The following is a 15,142-nucleotide window of genomic DNA, read 5'->3' as shown; positions in this document are numbered from 1 at the left end:
CTGGGGAAGGGCCTCGAGGCCCTGGAGCTCCAGGTAGGTTTTGAGGGTCTTCCACGCCGTATACTGACCCTATGCGCGGCCTTTCCCAAAGGGTGCGGTCCATGAAGCCCTCGGCCACGGTGGCGGTGAACGCCCGTGCCTTGGAGCTAAGGCGCCAGGGGGTGGACCTGGTGGCCTTGACCGCCGGGGAGCCCGACTTTGACACGCCCGAGCACGTGAAGGAGGCGGCGAGGCGGGCCCTTTCCCAGGGCAAGACCAAGTACGCCCCCCCTGCGGGGATCCCCGAGCTAAGGGAGGCCTTGGCGGAGAAGTTCCGCCGGGAAAACGGCCTTTCCGTCACCCCCGAGGAGACCATCGTCACCGTGGGGGGGAAGCAGGCCCTCTTCAACCTCTTCCAGGCCATTTTGGACCCCGGGGACGAGGTCATCGTGCTTAGCCCCTACTGGGTGAGCTACCCGGAGATGGTGCGCTTTGCCGGGGGGGTGGTGGTAGAAGTGGAAACCCTTCCCGAGGAGGGCTTCATCCCCGACCCCAAGCGGGTGGCCCGGGCCATCACCCCAAGGACCAAGGCCCTGGTGGTGAACTCCCCCAACAACCCCACGGGGGCGGTCTACCCCAAGGAGGTCCTGGTGGCCCTGGCGGAGCTCGCCCAGGAGCACGACTTCTACCTGGTCTCCGACGAGATCTACGAGCACCTCCTCTACGAGGGGGAGCACTTCTCCCCGGGGCGGGTGGCCCCCCACCACACCCTCACCGTGAACGGGGCGGCCAAGGCCTTCGCCATGACCGGCTGGCGCATCGGCTACGCCTGCGGGCCCAAGGAGGTGATCCAGGCCATGGCCTCCGTCTCCAGCCAGTCCACCACGAGCCCCGACACCATCGCCCAGTGGGCCACCCTCGAGGCCCTCACCAACCAGGAGGCCTCCCGCGCCTTCGTGGAGATGGCCCGAGAGGCCTACCGCAAAAGGCGGGACCTCCTCCTGGAGGGGCTTTCTTCCCTCGGCCTAAAGGCGGTGCGCCCCCAAGGGGCCTTCTACGTCCTCATGGACACCTCCCCCATCGCCCCCGACGAGATCCAGGCGGCGGAGAGGCTTCTTGAGGCGGGGGTGGCGGTGGTCCCGGGGACGGACTTCGCCGCCTTTGGCCACGTGCGCCTTTCCTACGCCACCAGCGAGGCGAACCTGAAGAAGGCCCTGGAGCGCTTCGCCCGGGTGCTGGGGCGCGCCTAGGCGGGGTTTTCTGGAGTATCGTCTAGCGGCGCGGGGTGGCCCCGCGTCCTGGGGGTCTTTATGAGCGTGGTCCTCCTCGGCTTAGGCCGGTACGTGGAAGAGATCGTGGAAGTGGTCTCCGCCATCGCCGACGTGGTCCTGGTGGAGCGGGACGAGGCGCGGCTTCGGGCCTTTTTGGAGAAGGCCCCCGTGGCCAACCTTCGGGCCCTCCCGGGGAGCGCCACGGACGTGGGGCTTTGGAAGGAGGTGGACCTCGAGGCGGTGGAGGCCGTCATCTCCTTCCTCTCCGTGGAGGCCACCTTGGACGTGGCCCGGCTTCTGCGCAAGGCCCTGGGCTACCGGGGCAAGATCGTCCACGTCTCCAAGGCCCGGCCGGACCCTCAGGCCGTGCGGGAGCTGGACCTGGAGGTGGTCTCCATCCCCGAGATCCTGGGGGCCATCCTGCGCAACCTCCTCCAGGGGCAGGGGATCGTCCGCTACCCCGTGGGTATTGGCTTGCGGAAGGGGGAGGTGGTGGAGGTCCTCATCACCGAGTCCTCCCCCGCGGTCTACGCCCGGCTCCGGGAGCTTCGCCAGCCGGGGGCCCGGGTGGCCTTGGTCTACCGGGAAGGGAACCCCCTCCTGCCCCGGGCCGACTTCCGGGTCCAGCCGGGGGACCGGCTCCTCGTGGTGGGCGACCCCCGGGGGGTGGAGATCTTCGTGGGGGCGGTGATCCGGGGCGAGCCCTCGTTCCCCCGGCGCTTCGGGAGCGTGGGCGCCCTTTGCCGGGTGGAGGGGGAGGAGGCCCTTTACCTCAAGGAGCGCCTCAGGGTGCGGGACTGGGTGGAGGCCTGCGAGGACCCGAAGGGGGTGGCGGAGCTGGGGGTCTTCCTGGCCCGGGACCGGGACTGGGTACGGCGGGTCTTCCAGGAAGGGTACCCCTTCCCCTCCTTCCACCTCCGGGGGACCCACCCCTACCGGAGCATCCTCGTTTCCGCCAACACCGAGGCCCTGAGCCCCCTCCTGGCCTCGGCCATGGACCTGGCCCGGATCTTCGGCGGCGAGGTCCACGTCCTCTTCGTGAGCCGGGTGGAGGCCTTCATGCCCCCTGAGGAGAAGGAGTTTCTGGAGAACCTAAAGCTTCTGGTGGAGCGGGCGCGGAAGACCTCGGGCCTCGAGGTCCACCTCATCCGCAAGGAGGGCAACCCCGTGCGGGAAACCCTCCGGCTCCTCAAGGGGAAGTTCAATCTCCTGGCCCTGGGCTACACCCCGGGGCGCCGCACCGCCTTTTTCCGCCCCTACGTCCCCCAGCTCCTGGCCCAGGCGAGCCCGGTGTCCACCCTCTTGGTGCCGGAGGTCAACCTTGAGCGGTAGCCTTCTTTTGCTCTTCGTCTTTCTGGCGGCCTTCCTGGCCCCGCCCCTATCCCGTCTCCTCAGGATGCCCGTCCCCGTGGGGGAGCTGGTCATCGGCCTCCTCCTCGGCCACTTCCTCGCCCAAGGGGTGGCCCTCCCCGAGATCCTGGGGTTTTTGGCGGACTTCGGCTTCCTCCTCCTCATGTTCCTCGCGGGGCTGGAGGTGGACTTCAACCTTCTCCGCCAGCTGGAGCGCCGCCACTTCGCCTTCTACGCCCTTTACGTGGTGGGCATGTTCCTCAGCGCCGGGCTTCTTGCAGGCTTTTTGGGCGTGGGGCTCGCCCAGGCCCTGATCCTCGCCCTGGTTTCCATCGGCCTCATGGTGGCTACCCTGAGGGACATGGGCATCCTGGGCCGGGCCTTCGCCAAGCGGGTCCTGATCCTGGGCGTCCTGGGGGAGGTGGCGAGCCTCTTCGGCCTCACCGCCATGGAGAAGGCGGCCCACTACCAGGGCCTCCTCCCCTTGCTGAAGGAGGTCGGGGTCATCGCCCTCTTCTTCCTCCTCCTCTTCCTCGCCTTCCGCCTGGCGGGCCTCTTCCTCTGGTGGTACCCGGAGGTGGGCCGCAGGCTGGTCTACGAGGAGGACCCGAGCGCCATGGGCATCCGGCTGAGCCTGGCCCTCATGTTCGCCGCCGCCGTCATGAGCGGCCTGGTGGGGCTGGAGAGCGTTCTCGGGGCCTTCCTCGCCGGGATGATCCTCTCCTACTTCCTGCAGAAGAAGCACGACCTCGAGGCCAAGCTCAGCGCCATGGGCTACGGCTTCCTCATCCCCATCTTCTTCATCCGCACGGGGATGGGGATGGACCTCTCGGGCCTGGACGGCCGCCTCCTCCTGGAGGTGGGCCAGGCCCTCCTCCTCATGCTCCTCGTCCGCCTCCTCCCCGCGCCCTTTCTCCTCTTGAGCGGGTTCCGCCTGCGGGAGGCCTTCCTCGCCGCCCTCCTCCTCGCCTACCCCTTCACCCTGATGATCGCGGGGACGGAGATCGCCAGGAGCGCCCACCTCCTGGACGAGCGGGCCGCCCTCGTCCTCCTTCTCGCCGCCGCCCTCTCCTCCCTGCTCTTCCCTTGGGCGGCCAAGGTGCTCCTGCGCTTCCTGCGCTAAAGGCCTTGGGGGGTCCCGCTTAGATCCAGCGCCGCCTCCGCCTCGGGGCGAGGAGGAGGAGCGCCGCCCCCAGGGTCACGCACACGTCCGCCAGGTTGAAAACGGGGAAGTGGGCGATAAGGGGGATGGAGGTCCCCAGGTCCAGGTAGTCCACCACCCAGCCCCGGCCCAGGCGGTCTATCCCGTTGCCTAAGGCCCCGGCAGTGATGAGGGAGAGGGCGAGGGTGGGGAGGGGGGGGTAGCGCCGCCTGGCGAGGAGGAGGAGAAGGCCTGCGCCTACCAAGAAGGAGAGGAGGCCGAGGAGGGAGGCCTGGCCCTGGAAGAGGCCGAAGCCCGCCCCCGTGTTCCGCACCAGGGTGAGGTAGAGGAGGTCGCCTAAGAGGGGTCTGGGCGCCGGGGAGAGGTTTTCCAGGGCCCAAAGCTTGAGGATCTGGTCCAGGGCTAAAAGCAGGGGCACGAGCACCGTGGGCATCCCCATGAGTCTACCCCAGTCCCTTGTGCTATAATCTCAAGGGTTTTGCCTTCGGGCAGGAGGGTGCCATGTCCAAGGTGTGCGAGATCAGCGGAAAGCGGCCCATCGTGGCCAACAGCATCCAAAGGCGGGGTAAGGCCAAGCGGGAAGGGGGCGTGGGCAAGAAGACCACCGGCATCTCCAAGCGGCGCCAGTACCCCAACCTGCAGAAGGTGCGGGTGAGGGTGGCGGGGCAGGAGATCACCTTCCGCGTGGCGGCAAGCCACATCCCCAAGGTCTACGAGCTGGTGGAGCGGGCCAAGGGTCTGAAGCTGGAGGGCCTTTCCGCCAAGGAGATCAAGGAGAGGCTCCTGAAGCTTCTTTAAGCTCCTGGCTCGCCTTCTAGCCCCCCTTGGGGGCCCTTTTTTTGTAGCATGGCCCCATGGCCTGGAAGCCGGGGCACTACCTTCTTTTCGCCGCCCTCCTCTACGCCTTGGTGGTCACCCTGGGCTTCGCCCTTAGGGGGCGGCAGGTGGCGGCCCTTCGCCAGGAGGTCCAAGCCTACCGGGAAAGGGCCCTCTGGGCCCCCGAGGGGTACATCCTTCCCCTTCCCGGGGCCTGCCTCCCAAGGCGCCCCGAGAACCTCCCCGGGGCCTCGAGGCCCTACCGCAAGGGGGTGAGCGCGGGCTTCGTCTTCCGCCAGGGGGACGCCTGCGTGCCCGTGGTGCGGGGGATGGGGGTGGTGGCGGCCTTTGGGGGCGAGGTGGTGAAGGTGGACCTGGACTACGAGGAGCCCACCCCGGAGGCCTTCCAGGCTCTTCTGGAGCGGGTGCGGGAGGGGGCCTCCCCAGAGGACATGGACCTCCTCCGGGGCCTCGAGGTCTGGGTTCGCCACCCGGACGGCCGCACCACCGTCTACGCCCACCTCGAGGCTCCCTACCCGGGGCTAAGGGTGGGAAGCCGGGTCTACCGGGGTGACCCCATCGGCTACGTGGGGAGCACCGGCCTTATGGGCGGGGCCCCCAGGCTCCTCTTTGAGGTCTGGGAGGGGGAGCCCGACCGGAGCCCCTTCCTCTTCCAGGGGCTAGAGGGCGAGGCGCTTCTTCGCCGGGCCGAGGCCTTTTTCGGCCTAAAATAGCCCCATGCGCGAGGCCTTCGCCCAGGTCTGGGAGAACCCTTACGTGAGGGTTCTCGTCTACCTCCTCCTTTTTTACCTGGCCTACCGCCTTTTGGTCCGGGCCTGGCCCGCCCTTTCCGTGCTCCTTTCCGCCTTCGCCTTCGCCTACCTGGTCCACCCCCTGGTCCACGCCTTGGAAAAGCGCCGGATCCCCCGGGCGGCCGGGGTGGTCTTGGTCTACCTTCTCCTGGGGTTCTTCCTGGCCCTGGCCTCCTTCCTCGCTGCCCAGACGGTGGTGGAGCTTTCCCGGCTGGCCCGGGACCTGCCTCGGTTTTTGGACCCCTTTTGGGCCTGGCTCGTGGCTCTGCCCGATCGGGCCCAGGCCGTGCCCGTCCCCGAAAGCCTAAGGCCCGTCCTCCAGGAGCTCACCCGGAACCTCCAGGGCCTCCTCCAGGGTTTTCTGGAGGCCCTCGTCCGCTGGCTCCAGGGGCTTCTGGCCCAGGGGGGGAACCTCCTCGGGTTTTTCGCCTCCCTCCTCGGCGGGGTCTTCCAGCTCTTCACCGCCCTGGTCCTCTCGGTCTACTTCCTTTACGACCTCCCCCGGCTGGCCCGGGCGGCCCTCGCCCTATTCCCCGAGCCCTACCAGCCCCTGGTCCAAGACCTCGCCGCCAAGCTCAACGCCAGCGTGGGCGGCTACGTGCGGGGGCAGCTTCTCGTGGCCCTTTGCGTGGGGGTCCTGGTGGGGGTGGGGTTTTGGCTCGTGGGGGTTCCCCTGGCGGCGAGCCTGGGCTTTTTGGCCGGGGTCTTCAACCTCATCCCCTTCGTGGGGGTGGTGGTCTCAGGGGTGCCCGCCTTGCTCCTCGCCGCCACGGGGGGCTGGCTGAAGGCCCTTTTGGCCCTTTTGGTCATGGTGGCGGTGAACCAGTTGGAGGCCCACGTCCTCGGGCCCCTCATCGTGGGCCGGGCCACCCGGCTCCACCCCATCACCGCCATCGCCGCCATCCTCACCGGGGCCACCCTTTTTGGCCTATGGGGGGCCCTTTTGGGGGTGCCCCTGGCCGCTTTCCTCAAGGTCCTTCTGGAGGACTACTACAAGGAAAGCCGCTTCTACCGGGAGGGCTAGGGGGCGTGCCCCCCGGCGGCTAGGGCCTCGCGGAACCAAAGGGGGACCTCCCGGCCGAAGCGCCTTTCGGCGAAGGCCCAGGCGAACTCGTTGTAGCGCCCTTCCCGGATGGCCTTCCGGGCCTCTTCCGTGAGCCGGTGGAGGTGGCGCAGGTTGTGGAGGGAAAGGAGGATCCCCCCAAGCATCTCCCCGGCGCGCACCAGGTGGGCGATGTAGGCCCGGCTAAAGGTCTCGCAGGCGTAGCAGTCGCACCCCGCCTCGAGGGGGCCCTTATCGTCCAGAAAGCGGGCGTTTTTCAGGTTGAGGCGTCCTTCCGGCACCAGGGCGCTCCCGAAGCGGCCCGTGCGGGTGGGATACACGCAGTCAAAGAGGTCCACCCCAAGCCCCATGGCCGCCACCAGGTCCTCGGGGTGGCCCACCCCCATGAGGTAGCGGGGCTTGGTTTCGGGGAGAAGCTCCGTGGAGAGGGCCACCATGCGGAACATGGCCTCCTTGGGCTCGCCCACGGCGAGGCCCCCGATGGCGTAGCCCGGGAGGTCAAACCGGATCGTCTCCAGGGTAGAGCGGCGCCTCAGGTCGGGCTCCGTCCCCCCCTGGGCGATGCCGAAAAGGGCCTGGTCGGGCCGGGTCTTGGCCTTAAGGCTCCGCTCCAACCAGCGGAGGGTGCGTTCCAAGGAGGCTTCCAGGTAGGCCCTGGGGGAAGGGTAGGGGGGGCACTCGTCAAAGGCCATGATGAGGTCGGCCCCCAAGGCCTCCTGCACCGCGATGCTCCTTTCCGGGGTGAGCTTGACGAGGCGCCCGTCCAAGTGGCTTTGGAAGACCACCCCTTCCTCGTCAATGCGGCGCATGTGCCCGAGGCTCATCACCTGGAAGCCCCCGGAGTCCGTGAGCCAAGGCCCCTTCCAGCCCGCAAAGCCGTGAAGCCCCCCGAGGGCCTTCACCCTTTCGGGGCCGGGCCTAAGGAGGAGGTGGTAGGTGTTGGCCAGGAGGACCTGGCTCCCGATGGCCTTCAGGTCCTTGGGCAAAAGCCCCTTCACCGAGCCCTGGGTCCCCACGGGCATGAAAAGGGGTGTCTCCACCGCCCCGTGGGGGGTGGCGAGGCGGCCCACCCGGGCCCTCCCCGAGCGGGCCTCCACCTGGAAGGCAAAGGCTTCCATCAGGCCTTGGGGGCGAAGCGGGTCTTCACGTAGTCTTCCACGAGCCTAAGGAACTCCTCGGCGATCCTTTCCCCCTTGAGGATGGTGAGGAGCTTGCCGTCGGCGTAGACCGGGGCCTTGGGCTCCTCCCCCGCCCCCGGGAGGGAGATGCCGATGTGGGCGTGCTTGCTCTCCCCGGGGCCGTTCACCACGCAGCCCATCACCGCCACCTTGAGCCCCTCCACCCCGGGGTAGCGGGCCTTCCACTCGGGAAGCTTGGCCTTCAGGTGGCGGGCCACCTCCTCGGCCAGTTCCTGGAAGAAGGTGCTGGTGGTGCGGCCGCACCCGGGGCAGCTCGTCACCTCGGGGGCGAAGGTCCTGAGGCCCAGGGCCTGGAGGATCTCCTGGGCCACCTCCACCTCCTTGGTGCGGGGCTCCCCCGGGGCCGGGGTGAGGGAGACGCGGATGGTGTCCCCGATCCCCTCCAAAAGAAGGGGGGCCAAGGCGGCGGCCGAGGCCACGATCCCCTTCACCCCCATGCCTGCCTCGGTGAGGCCCAGGTGGAGGGGGGCCTGGGTGCGGCGGGCGAGCTCCCGGTAGACCCATACCAGGTCCCGCGCCTTGGACACCTTGGCAGAGAGGACGATCTTGTCCTCCCCAAGGCCCATCTCCAAGGCGGCTTCATAGGCGCGCACGGCGCTTTCCACCAGGGCCTCCAGCACCACCTCGTGGGCGCTTTTGGGGTGGGGGCGCTTGGCGTTTTGGTCCATGAGCTCGGTGAGGAGGGCGGGGTCTAGGCTTCCCCAGTTGGCCCCGATCCTAACGGGCTTCCCCAGGTCCATGGCCATGCGGACCATCTCGGCGAAGTGCTCGTCCTTGTGGCGGCCCCGGCCCAGGGTCCCTGGGTTGATGCGGAACTTGTCCAGGGCCTCCGCCATCTTGGGGTACTTGCGCAGGAGGAGGTGGCCGTTGAAGTGGAAGTCCCCCACCAGGGGCACCTCCACCCCCTCGGCGAGGAGCCTCCGCTTGATCTCGGGCACGGCCTTCGCCGCCTCCTCGTCGTTCACCGTGATCCGGACGATCTCGCTCCCCGCCCGGTAGAGCTCCAGGACCTGGGCGGTGGTGGCCTCCACGTCCCGGGTGGGGGTGTTGGTCATGGACTGGACGGCGATGGGATGGGCCCCGCCCAAGGGGACGGAACCCACCCAGACCGTGGGGGTAGAACGCCTCATCCCCTCCATGGTAGCCCAAGGACCGGGAGGGATCAGGAGGCTAAGTGGCCGCACGGTGGCTTCCGCCACATGGGGTGCCTTGGGAAGCTCCCTTTGGGGCCCCCACCGCGGCGAGGTACTTAAAGGGCTTTTCCCGTCTCGGGATGAAAGAAGCGCACCCGCCCTTCTTTGGGCCGGAGGTAGAGGGTGGCCCCGGGGGCCGCGGCGAAGCCGGGGTCGGCCAGGGCCCGGAAGGTGGTCCCTTCCCGCTCCAAGGTGAGCTGAAGGTGGGGGCCTAGGGGCTCCACCACCAGGACCCGGGCGGCGAAGCCTCCCTCCACGGGTTCTGGGAAGACCTCCAGGTCCTCGGCCCGGATCCCGAGGAGCAGGGGGCCACGTTCCGCAGGGCTTGGGAGCCTGAGCCCGTCCAGGACCACCTGCCCCCCTTCCGCCACCACGGGGAGGAAGTTCATGGGCGGGTTGCCGATGAAGCCTCCCACGAAGGTGTCGGCGGGATGGTGGTAGATCTCCGTGGGGGTGCCCAGCTGCACGATCTCCCCTTGGCGCATCACGGCGATGCGGTCCGCCAGGCTCATGGCTTCCACCTGGTCGTGGGTGACGTAGAGGGTGGTGGTGCGGGTTTCCTTGAGGAGGCGCTTCAGTTCGGCCCGCATCTCCAGGCGCAGGAGGGCGTCCAGGTTGGAAAGAGGCTCGTCCATGAGGAGGACCTCGGGCTCCACCGCCAAAGCCCGGGCCACGGCCACCCGTTGGCGCTGCCCCCCGGAAAGCTGGGCCGGGTAGCGTTCCAGAAGCTCCTCTATGCGTAGGAGGGCGGCCACCTCCCGGACTTTTTGGCGGATCGCCGCCTCGGGGCGGCGTTTCATCCTTAGGCCGAAGGCCACGTTCTCGTAGACCGTGAGGTGGGGAAAGATGGCGTAGTTTTGGAAGACCATGGCGATGCCCCGAAGCCTTGGAGGGAGGTGGGTGACCCGCCGCTCGCCGATATAAACCTCCCCTTGGGTGGGGGTTTCCAGGCCCGCCACGATGCGGAGGAGGGTGGTCTTGCCGCAGCCCGAGGGTCCCAGAAGGACCAAGAACTCCTGGTCTTGGACCTGGAGGCGCACCCCTTTCAGGGCCTCCACCTTGCCGAAGCGCTTGACCACGTTTTCCACCCGGATGCTACCCATGGCGTTCTCCCTAGCGGTGGCTGATCCCCCAAAGGGTGAAGAGGTAGCGGCGCACCAAGAAGAGAAAGACCAAGGCGGGGACCACCAGGAAAAACCCCCCGGCGAACTTAAAGGGCAGGGGGGACTCGTCCAAAAGGGTGAGGAGGTAGGCGGTGAGGGTTTTGTTCTGGAGGGTGAGGACGCTGGCGGCGAAGACTTCGTTCCAGGAGGTGATGAAGGCGAAGATGGCGGTGGCGGCAAGCCCAGGCAGGGCCAGGGGCAGGACCACCTTGACGAAGGCCTGGGTCCGGGTGCACCCCAGGGTCCAGGCGGCCTCCTCCAGCTCCTTTGGGATGGAGAGGAAAAGGCTTGCGCTCACCAAAACGGCGAAGGGCAGGGTGAGGGCGGTGTGGACTAGGGCCACCCCCAAGGGGGTGTCGTAAAGGCCCACCCGGAGGAAGAGGACCGCCAAGGGAAGGGCCAGGACCACGATGGGAAAGGCCCGGGTGAGGATCAGAAGCACCCGGAAGGCGTCCCGCCCCGGGAAGGGGAACCGGGCCAGGGCGTAGCCCGCCGGGGCCCCCAATAGGAGGCTGAAGGCCACGGTGAGCCCCGCCACCACCAGGCTGGTGGCCGTGGCCCGCCAGACGCCTTCCACTCCGAAGAAGAAGCGAAGGGTTTCCAGGGAGAGGCTTCCGGGAAGGAAGGCCTTGGGCCAGGCGTAGACGGCTTCCCGCGGGGAGAAGGCGCTCAGGGCGATGAGGTAGATGGGAAGTAACACCCATAAGGTAAAGGCCAGGGCTAAAAGCCAGGGCCAGACCCTCATCCGTACACCTCCTCCCGCACGCGGAGCGCCTTAAGGTAAAGGAAGGTGGCGGCCAAGGAGATGCCCAGGATGAGGACGGCGTAGGCCGCCGCTACCCCGGGGTTTTGGTAGTCGGCGTACCAGAAGTAGGCCTCCCCCGCCAAGACCGGGAGGTTCCGACCGCCCAAGGCCACCACCACGGCGAAGACCTCAAAGGCCAAGACGGTGCGCAGGATCAGGGCCACCTGCAGACTCGGCTTGAGGAGGGGGAGGGTGATCCGCCAGAAGCGGACCCAGGGGGTGGCCCCGAAGACCTCGGCGGCCTCGATCAGCTCCTTGGGGATGAGCTGGAGGCCCGCCACCAGGATCAGGAGGACCAAAGGGGTGGCCCGCCAGACCTCCGCCGCCACCACGGAGAGGAAGAGGGCGGTGGGGTGCTCGTAGGTAAGCCAGCCCGTGGGGGTGTCCAGAAGGCCCAGGGCGTGGAGGAGGCTATTCAGGTAGCCCCGCTCGGTGAAGATGGCGAGCCAGACGATGCCTGCCGCCAGGTCGGAGATCCCCAAGGGGATGGTCCAGAAGTAGAGGAAAAGGTCCCGGCCTCCCCCGAGGCGGGGGAGGAGAAGGGCCATCCCCAGGGCTAGGGCCACCTGCAGGGGCACGATGACGGCGGTGAGGAGGAGGGTGTTCCGGAGAGCGTCTTGGAAGTAGAGGTCCTGGGCCATGCGCCGGAACTGCCCAAGCCCCCACCCCTCCCCTTCCCGGAAGGCCAGGAGGAAGGCGCTCAGCACCGGCCAGCCGAAAAAGAGGAGGAGGAAGAGGACGCTGGGCAGGATGAGGAGGTAGGGCAGGTATCGGGTGTTCATGTCCAGTAAAGGGCGAGGGCGGCGCTCCAGGAGAAGGCTTCTCCCCCACGGCCCTGCCCCGTGAGGGGGTCGTAGTACTCCCGGAAGCCTTCCCTTTCCATGAGGGCGAGGGCGTCCGCCTTGAGCCTTTCTGCCAGGGAAAGGAAACCGTAGTCCTTAAGCCCCTCGGCCACCAGGTAGTTCACGTTGATCCAGATCGGCCCCCGCCAGTACCGTTTGGGCTCAAAGGCGGGGCTTTCGGGGTCCGCGCTGGGAAGGAGGTAGGCCACCTTCTCCCCCCAGCGCCGGATCTCCTCGGCCAAGAACCCCGCCCGACCGGCGTGGGGGGTGCCGGCGTAGAGGGGGAGGAAGCCCGCGGAGGTCTTCACGGGGATCCGCTCCCCGGCCACCAGGTCCAGGCTGAAGTAAAAGCCCCGCTCCCGGTCCCAGAGGGCCTCGAGGCCCACCTCTCCCCGCAGGATCCACTCCTCCAGGTCCCCGGGGTCCTCCCCCAGGAGGACGGCCAGGGTGTAGAGGTCCCGGTTGGCCCGGTGGAGGATGGCGTTGAAGCCCACGTCCACCACCTTGAAGGGGCTGTGCTCGTAGATGGCCCGGGGATCGTAGCCCAACCTGCGGAAGAGGAAGAGGAGGGAAAGGTACCGGTCGTAGTCCTCCTTCTTGGGCCTTTCCTCGGGGGAAACGTGCCGCACGTCCCGGCGCTCGTAAGGAGGAAGGTCTTCCAAGGGCACCCGGCTTAGGGGCTTGTCCCAGGCGGGGCTGTTGTCCATGCCCGACTCCCAGGGGTGGACGATGGCCACAAGCCCCGTGCGCCACGGGTCCCGGGCCAGGTAGAGCCAGCGGTGAAAGGCCAGGGCCTTGGGGAAGAGGTAGCGGGCCCTTTCCCGGGCCCGCTCGCGGTCGGGGTCCTTCTCGTAGAGGTAGAGGAGGACGCTCCCCACCACGGGGGGTTGGGTGATCCCCGAGGTGGCGGGGCGGGCCAGGGCCTCCCGCCCCCAGACCTCGGGGCCCGGGAAGTAGTCCCGGCTTTGCTCGTGAAAAACGATGTGGGGAAGCATCCCGTCGGGGGACTGGCCGTAGTCAAAGAGGCAGAGGAGCTCCTGCCAGGCCCGCTCCATGTCCACCTGGGCCCAGCCTAGAGCGATGAAGCCCGAGTCCCAAAGCCACTGGTACGGGTAAAGCCCCCGCGCCGGGATGGTAAAGGCCCCCCGGCTATTGGCCTGGAGAACTTCCAGGGCGCGCACCCGGAGAGCCGTCATGGGGCTATTCTACGGGACAGGATCCCTGGCTTGGGGTGTCGGGAGGCCAGCAGGGGGCACCCGTTTCCCGGAGGATGCGGGCCAGGTTCTGAGCCTCCAGGTCCAGCGCCCGCCGGACGTTCTCCCCGCGGATCACGATCCGGGTGAAGGTGTCCCGGTAGACCTTGTTGAACTCCCCGCCCTTGTCCCCAAGCCCCACGGGGAGGAGGCTCGGCAGGGCGTCCTGGGCCGAGGCCTGGGCGCTCACCGCTTGGGCCAGGAGGCGGATCCCCTGGGGCAGGTCCTCCCCGTAGGCCACCTGGACCACGGGGAAGAAACCCACCTCCTTAAGGGTGAGGAGCTGGACCTCGGGCCGGGTCAGGTAGTCTATGAGCGCCTCGGCGGCCCGCTTGTCGGGGGCCGTCTTGGGGATGGCAAGCCCCGCCACCACCGGCATGAAGCCGCGCCCCTTGGGCCCCGCAGGGGCCGGGAAGGCCACGAAGTCCTGGGGCCGTTGTACCAGAGCGTCCTTGAGCCTGGCCGCGTGGTCCCAGGCGATCCAGACCTCCCCGGAAAGGAGGGGCTCCTGCATGAACTCGTAGGCGGTGGACCGGGGGTTGACGTAGCGCCAAAGCTCCTGGAAGTCCCGCCACATGGCCTCGGCCTCAGGGCTCTTAAAGCGGCGCACCTGGCTGCCCGTGTAGGAGGGGTAGAGGTAGCCTTGGAGGAAGCGGTGGATCAACCCCCCAGGCCCCGCCGGGAAGCCCAGGCGCCGCTGGCCCGTGGCCTCGTAGATGGCCTTGGCCCAGTTCTTCAGATCCTCGTAGGTGAGGGCGTTGAGGTCGGCCCCCTGGGGAAGGTAGCGGAGGGCCTCCTTGTGGGCCACCATTACGTAGGTGGCCTGCATCCAGGGGATGTAGAGCTGCTCCCTGGTGCCCAGCTTGCCCAACTCCACAAAGCTGAGGGGAAAGCCCCGGCCCTTAAGCCGGGCGAAGAGGCCGTCCAGGGACTCCAGAAGCCCCCGGCTCGCCAAGGGGGGAAAGTCCCCGTGGAGCCCGCCCAGAACCCCCACGGTGCCCCGGCCCGTTTGGGCTTCGGCCAGGACCCGGTTGAGCCAGACGGGGTAGTCCTCGGGGACGAACTGCACCTGGCCCGGGAAGTCCTTGAGGATCACCTGGCGCACCTTCTGCGCTTCCTCAATGGGCCTGAGCTGGGTGGAGAGGAAAACCACCCTCTGGGCCCAGGCCCCGCCCAGAAGGGCAAAAAGGGCCAACCCTAAAAGCTTCCGCATCCTTTCACCTCCCTTTAGGGAGGTTATACCGGAAAGCGTTTTAGGGTGTCAACCTAAACCTCCATCCCCATGATGTGGTACCCGGCGTCCACGTAGACCACCTCGCCGGTGATGCCGCTTCCCCAGGGGGAGAGGAGGAAGAGGGCGAGGTTGGCCACCTCTTCCTGGGTGACGTTGCGCTTGAGGGGGGCGGTCTCGGCCACCCGCTCGTACATCTTGGTGAAGCCGGGGATGCTCCTTGCAGCCACGGTGCGTACCGGCCCTGCCGAGATGGCGTTCACCCGCACCCCCTTGGGGCCGAGCTCATAGGCCAGGTAGCGGACGCTGGCCTCGAGGGCGGCCTTGGCGATGGCCATGACGTTGTACTTGGGCACCACCTTCTCGCTGGCGTAGTAGGTGAGGGTGACGATGCCGCCTCCTTCCCTAAGAAGAGGCTCGGCCCTTTGGGCCACGGCCACCAGGGAGTAGGCGGAGACCTCCAGGGCCAAAAGCCAGTCCTGGCGCCGGGTTTCTATGTACCTCCCCTCCATGGCCTCCCGGGGGGCGAAGGCGATGGCGTGGACCAGGTAGTCTAGCCCCCCGAAGGCCTCCTTCACCCCGGCGAAGAGGGCGTCAAGCTCCTCGTCCTTGGTCACGTCCGCCTGGAAGAGCAAAGCCCCGCCCAGGGCCTCGGCGAGTTTTTCCGCCTCGGGGCGGAGCCTTTCCGCCTGGTAGCTTAAGGCCACCTCGGCCCCCGCCTCCTTGAGCTTCTCGGCGATGGCAAAGCCCAGGCTCCGCTGGTTGGTGACTCCCATGACCAGGGCCTTCTTCCCGGAAAGGTCCAGGCTTAGCATGCCGGGATTATACCCGAGGGGTCCATCCCCGGCGGGCTTCGCCGGAGCGGGCCCTTGAACTCGGACAGACACATGTGAGACTGGACGAGTAAAAATGTGGGGACCACTCCAAGGGAGAGGAGGTCCCCACGGATGCAGCTTACCACGGTCGGCAAAGAGGTTTTTCGGGGCGCAAGAAAGGCCCGGGA

15 protein-coding genes are annotated in these 15,142 nt (G+C 67.9%); 6 read left to right on the top strand and 9 right to left on the bottom strand.

The features are described 5' to 3' along the window. Positions 1–71: 71 nt before the first annotated feature. The 3 genes from aspC to IEX93_RS00835 are packed head-to-tail and all read left to right on the top strand — an operon-like array spanning position 72 to position 3,723. Positions 72–1,229 carry an aspartate/prephenate aminotransferase gene (aspC, locus tag IEX93_RS00845; RefSeq protein WP_188845477.1) on the top strand — a complete coding sequence of 386 codons (1,158 nt, stop codon included), beginning with the start codon at positions 72–74 and terminating at the stop codon, positions 1,227–1,229. 60 nt (positions 1,230–1,289) lie between these two features. Continuing rightward, a complete protein-coding gene (locus tag IEX93_RS11685; RefSeq protein ID WP_188845475.1) occupies positions 1,290–2,582 on the top strand; it encodes a TrkA C-terminal domain-containing protein in 1,293 nt (430 codons plus the stop codon). Continuing rightward, entirely contained in the window at positions 2,572–3,723 is a 1,152-nt protein-coding gene (locus IEX93_RS00835; protein ID WP_188845473.1) for a cation:proton antiporter domain-containing protein, read from the top strand. The genes IEX93_RS11685 and IEX93_RS00835 overlap by 11 nt, the downstream gene beginning before the upstream one ends. A gap of 19 nt (positions 3,724–3,742) precedes the next feature. On the opposite strand, the gene lspA is transcribed toward IEX93_RS00835, so the two are convergent. Beyond that, on the bottom strand, positions 3,743–4,195 hold the full coding sequence (gene lspA / locus IEX93_RS00830; protein WP_188845471.1) for a signal peptidase II: 453 nt from the start codon (positions 4,193–4,195) through the stop codon (positions 3,743–3,745). Between the two features lie 68 nt (positions 4,196–4,263). Between lspA and rpmB the strand changes: the two genes are divergently transcribed. From rpmB to IEX93_RS00815, 3 genes are read left to right on the top strand one after another with little or no spacing between them, the layout of a single operon-like run. Further along, positions 4,264–4,560 (top strand): 50S ribosomal protein L28, encoded by a 297-nt coding sequence (gene rpmB, locus IEX93_RS00825; RefSeq protein WP_188845469.1) that lies wholly within the window; start codon positions 4,264–4,266, stop codon positions 4,558–4,560. A gap of 56 nt (positions 4,561–4,616) precedes the next feature. After that, positions 4,617–5,312 carry a M23 family metallopeptidase gene (locus tag IEX93_RS00820; protein WP_188845467.1) on the top strand — a complete coding sequence of 232 codons (696 nt, stop codon included), beginning with the start codon at positions 4,617–4,619 and terminating at the stop codon, positions 5,310–5,312. Between the two features lie 4 nt (positions 5,313–5,316). Further along, positions 5,317–6,414 (top strand): AI-2E family transporter, encoded by a 1,098-nt coding sequence (locus tag IEX93_RS00815; RefSeq protein ID WP_188845465.1) that lies wholly within the window; start codon positions 5,317–5,319, stop codon positions 6,412–6,414. Here IEX93_RS00815 and tgt read toward each other — a convergent pair. The 8 genes from tgt to IEX93_RS00775 all read right to left on the bottom strand — a co-directional run bounded on the left by tgt (position 6,411) and on the right by IEX93_RS00775 (position 14,954). Beyond that, on the bottom strand, positions 6,411–7,571 hold the full coding sequence (gene tgt / locus IEX93_RS00810) for a tRNA guanosine(34) transglycosylase Tgt (RefSeq protein WP_188845463.1): 1,161 nt from the start codon (positions 7,569–7,571) through the stop codon (positions 6,411–6,413). The genes IEX93_RS00815 and tgt overlap by 4 nt on opposite strands. After that, entirely contained in the window at positions 7,571–8,782 is a 1,212-nt protein-coding gene (gene ispG / locus IEX93_RS00805) for a flavodoxin-dependent (E)-4-hydroxy-3-methylbut-2-enyl-diphosphate synthase (RefSeq protein ID WP_371863139.1), read from the bottom strand. Before ispG ends, tgt begins: the two co-directional genes overlap by 1 nt. Before the next feature lie 119 nt (positions 8,783–8,901). Next, positions 8,902–9,948: an ABC transporter ATP-binding protein gene (locus IEX93_RS00800; RefSeq protein WP_188845459.1), complete on the bottom strand. Its 1,047-nt coding sequence runs from the start codon at positions 9,946–9,948 to the stop codon at positions 8,902–8,904. 10 nt (positions 9,949–9,958) lie between these two features. After that, on the bottom strand, positions 9,959–10,753 hold the full coding sequence (locus tag IEX93_RS00795) for a carbohydrate ABC transporter permease (RefSeq protein WP_188845457.1): 795 nt from the start codon (positions 10,751–10,753) through the stop codon (positions 9,959–9,961). Next, positions 10,750–11,595, bottom strand: coding sequence for a carbohydrate ABC transporter permease (locus IEX93_RS00790; RefSeq protein WP_188845455.1), 846 nt, complete (start codon positions 11,593–11,595; stop codon positions 10,750–10,752). The genes IEX93_RS00795 and IEX93_RS00790 overlap by 4 nt, the downstream gene beginning before the upstream one ends. After that, positions 11,592–12,836 (bottom strand): MGH1-like glycoside hydrolase domain-containing protein, encoded by a 1,245-nt coding sequence (locus IEX93_RS00785; protein ID WP_188845692.1) that lies wholly within the window; start codon positions 12,834–12,836, stop codon positions 11,592–11,594. The genes IEX93_RS00790 and IEX93_RS00785 overlap by 4 nt, the downstream gene beginning before the upstream one ends. Before the next feature lie 19 nt (positions 12,837–12,855). After that, the gene (locus IEX93_RS00780; RefSeq protein ID WP_188845453.1) at positions 12,856–14,121 is read right to left on the bottom strand and encodes an ABC transporter substrate-binding protein; all 1,266 of its coding nucleotides are present in this window, start codon (positions 14,119–14,121) and stop codon (positions 12,856–12,858) included. Between the two features lie 53 nt (positions 14,122–14,174). After that, positions 14,175–14,954, bottom strand: a complete 780-nt coding sequence (locus IEX93_RS00775) for an enoyl-ACP reductase FabI (protein WP_188845451.1) — start codon at positions 14,952–14,954, stop codon at positions 14,175–14,177. Between the last annotated feature and the right edge of the window lie 188 nt (positions 14,955–15,142).

This window comes from Thermus composti, assembly GCF_014647535.1.
GTDB classification, from domain to species: domain Bacteria; phylum Deinococcota; class Deinococci; order Deinococcales; family Thermaceae; genus Thermus; species Thermus composti.
Note: the sequence above shows the minus strand (reverse complement) of the source record. Positions and strands in the feature narration are given on the sequence as shown.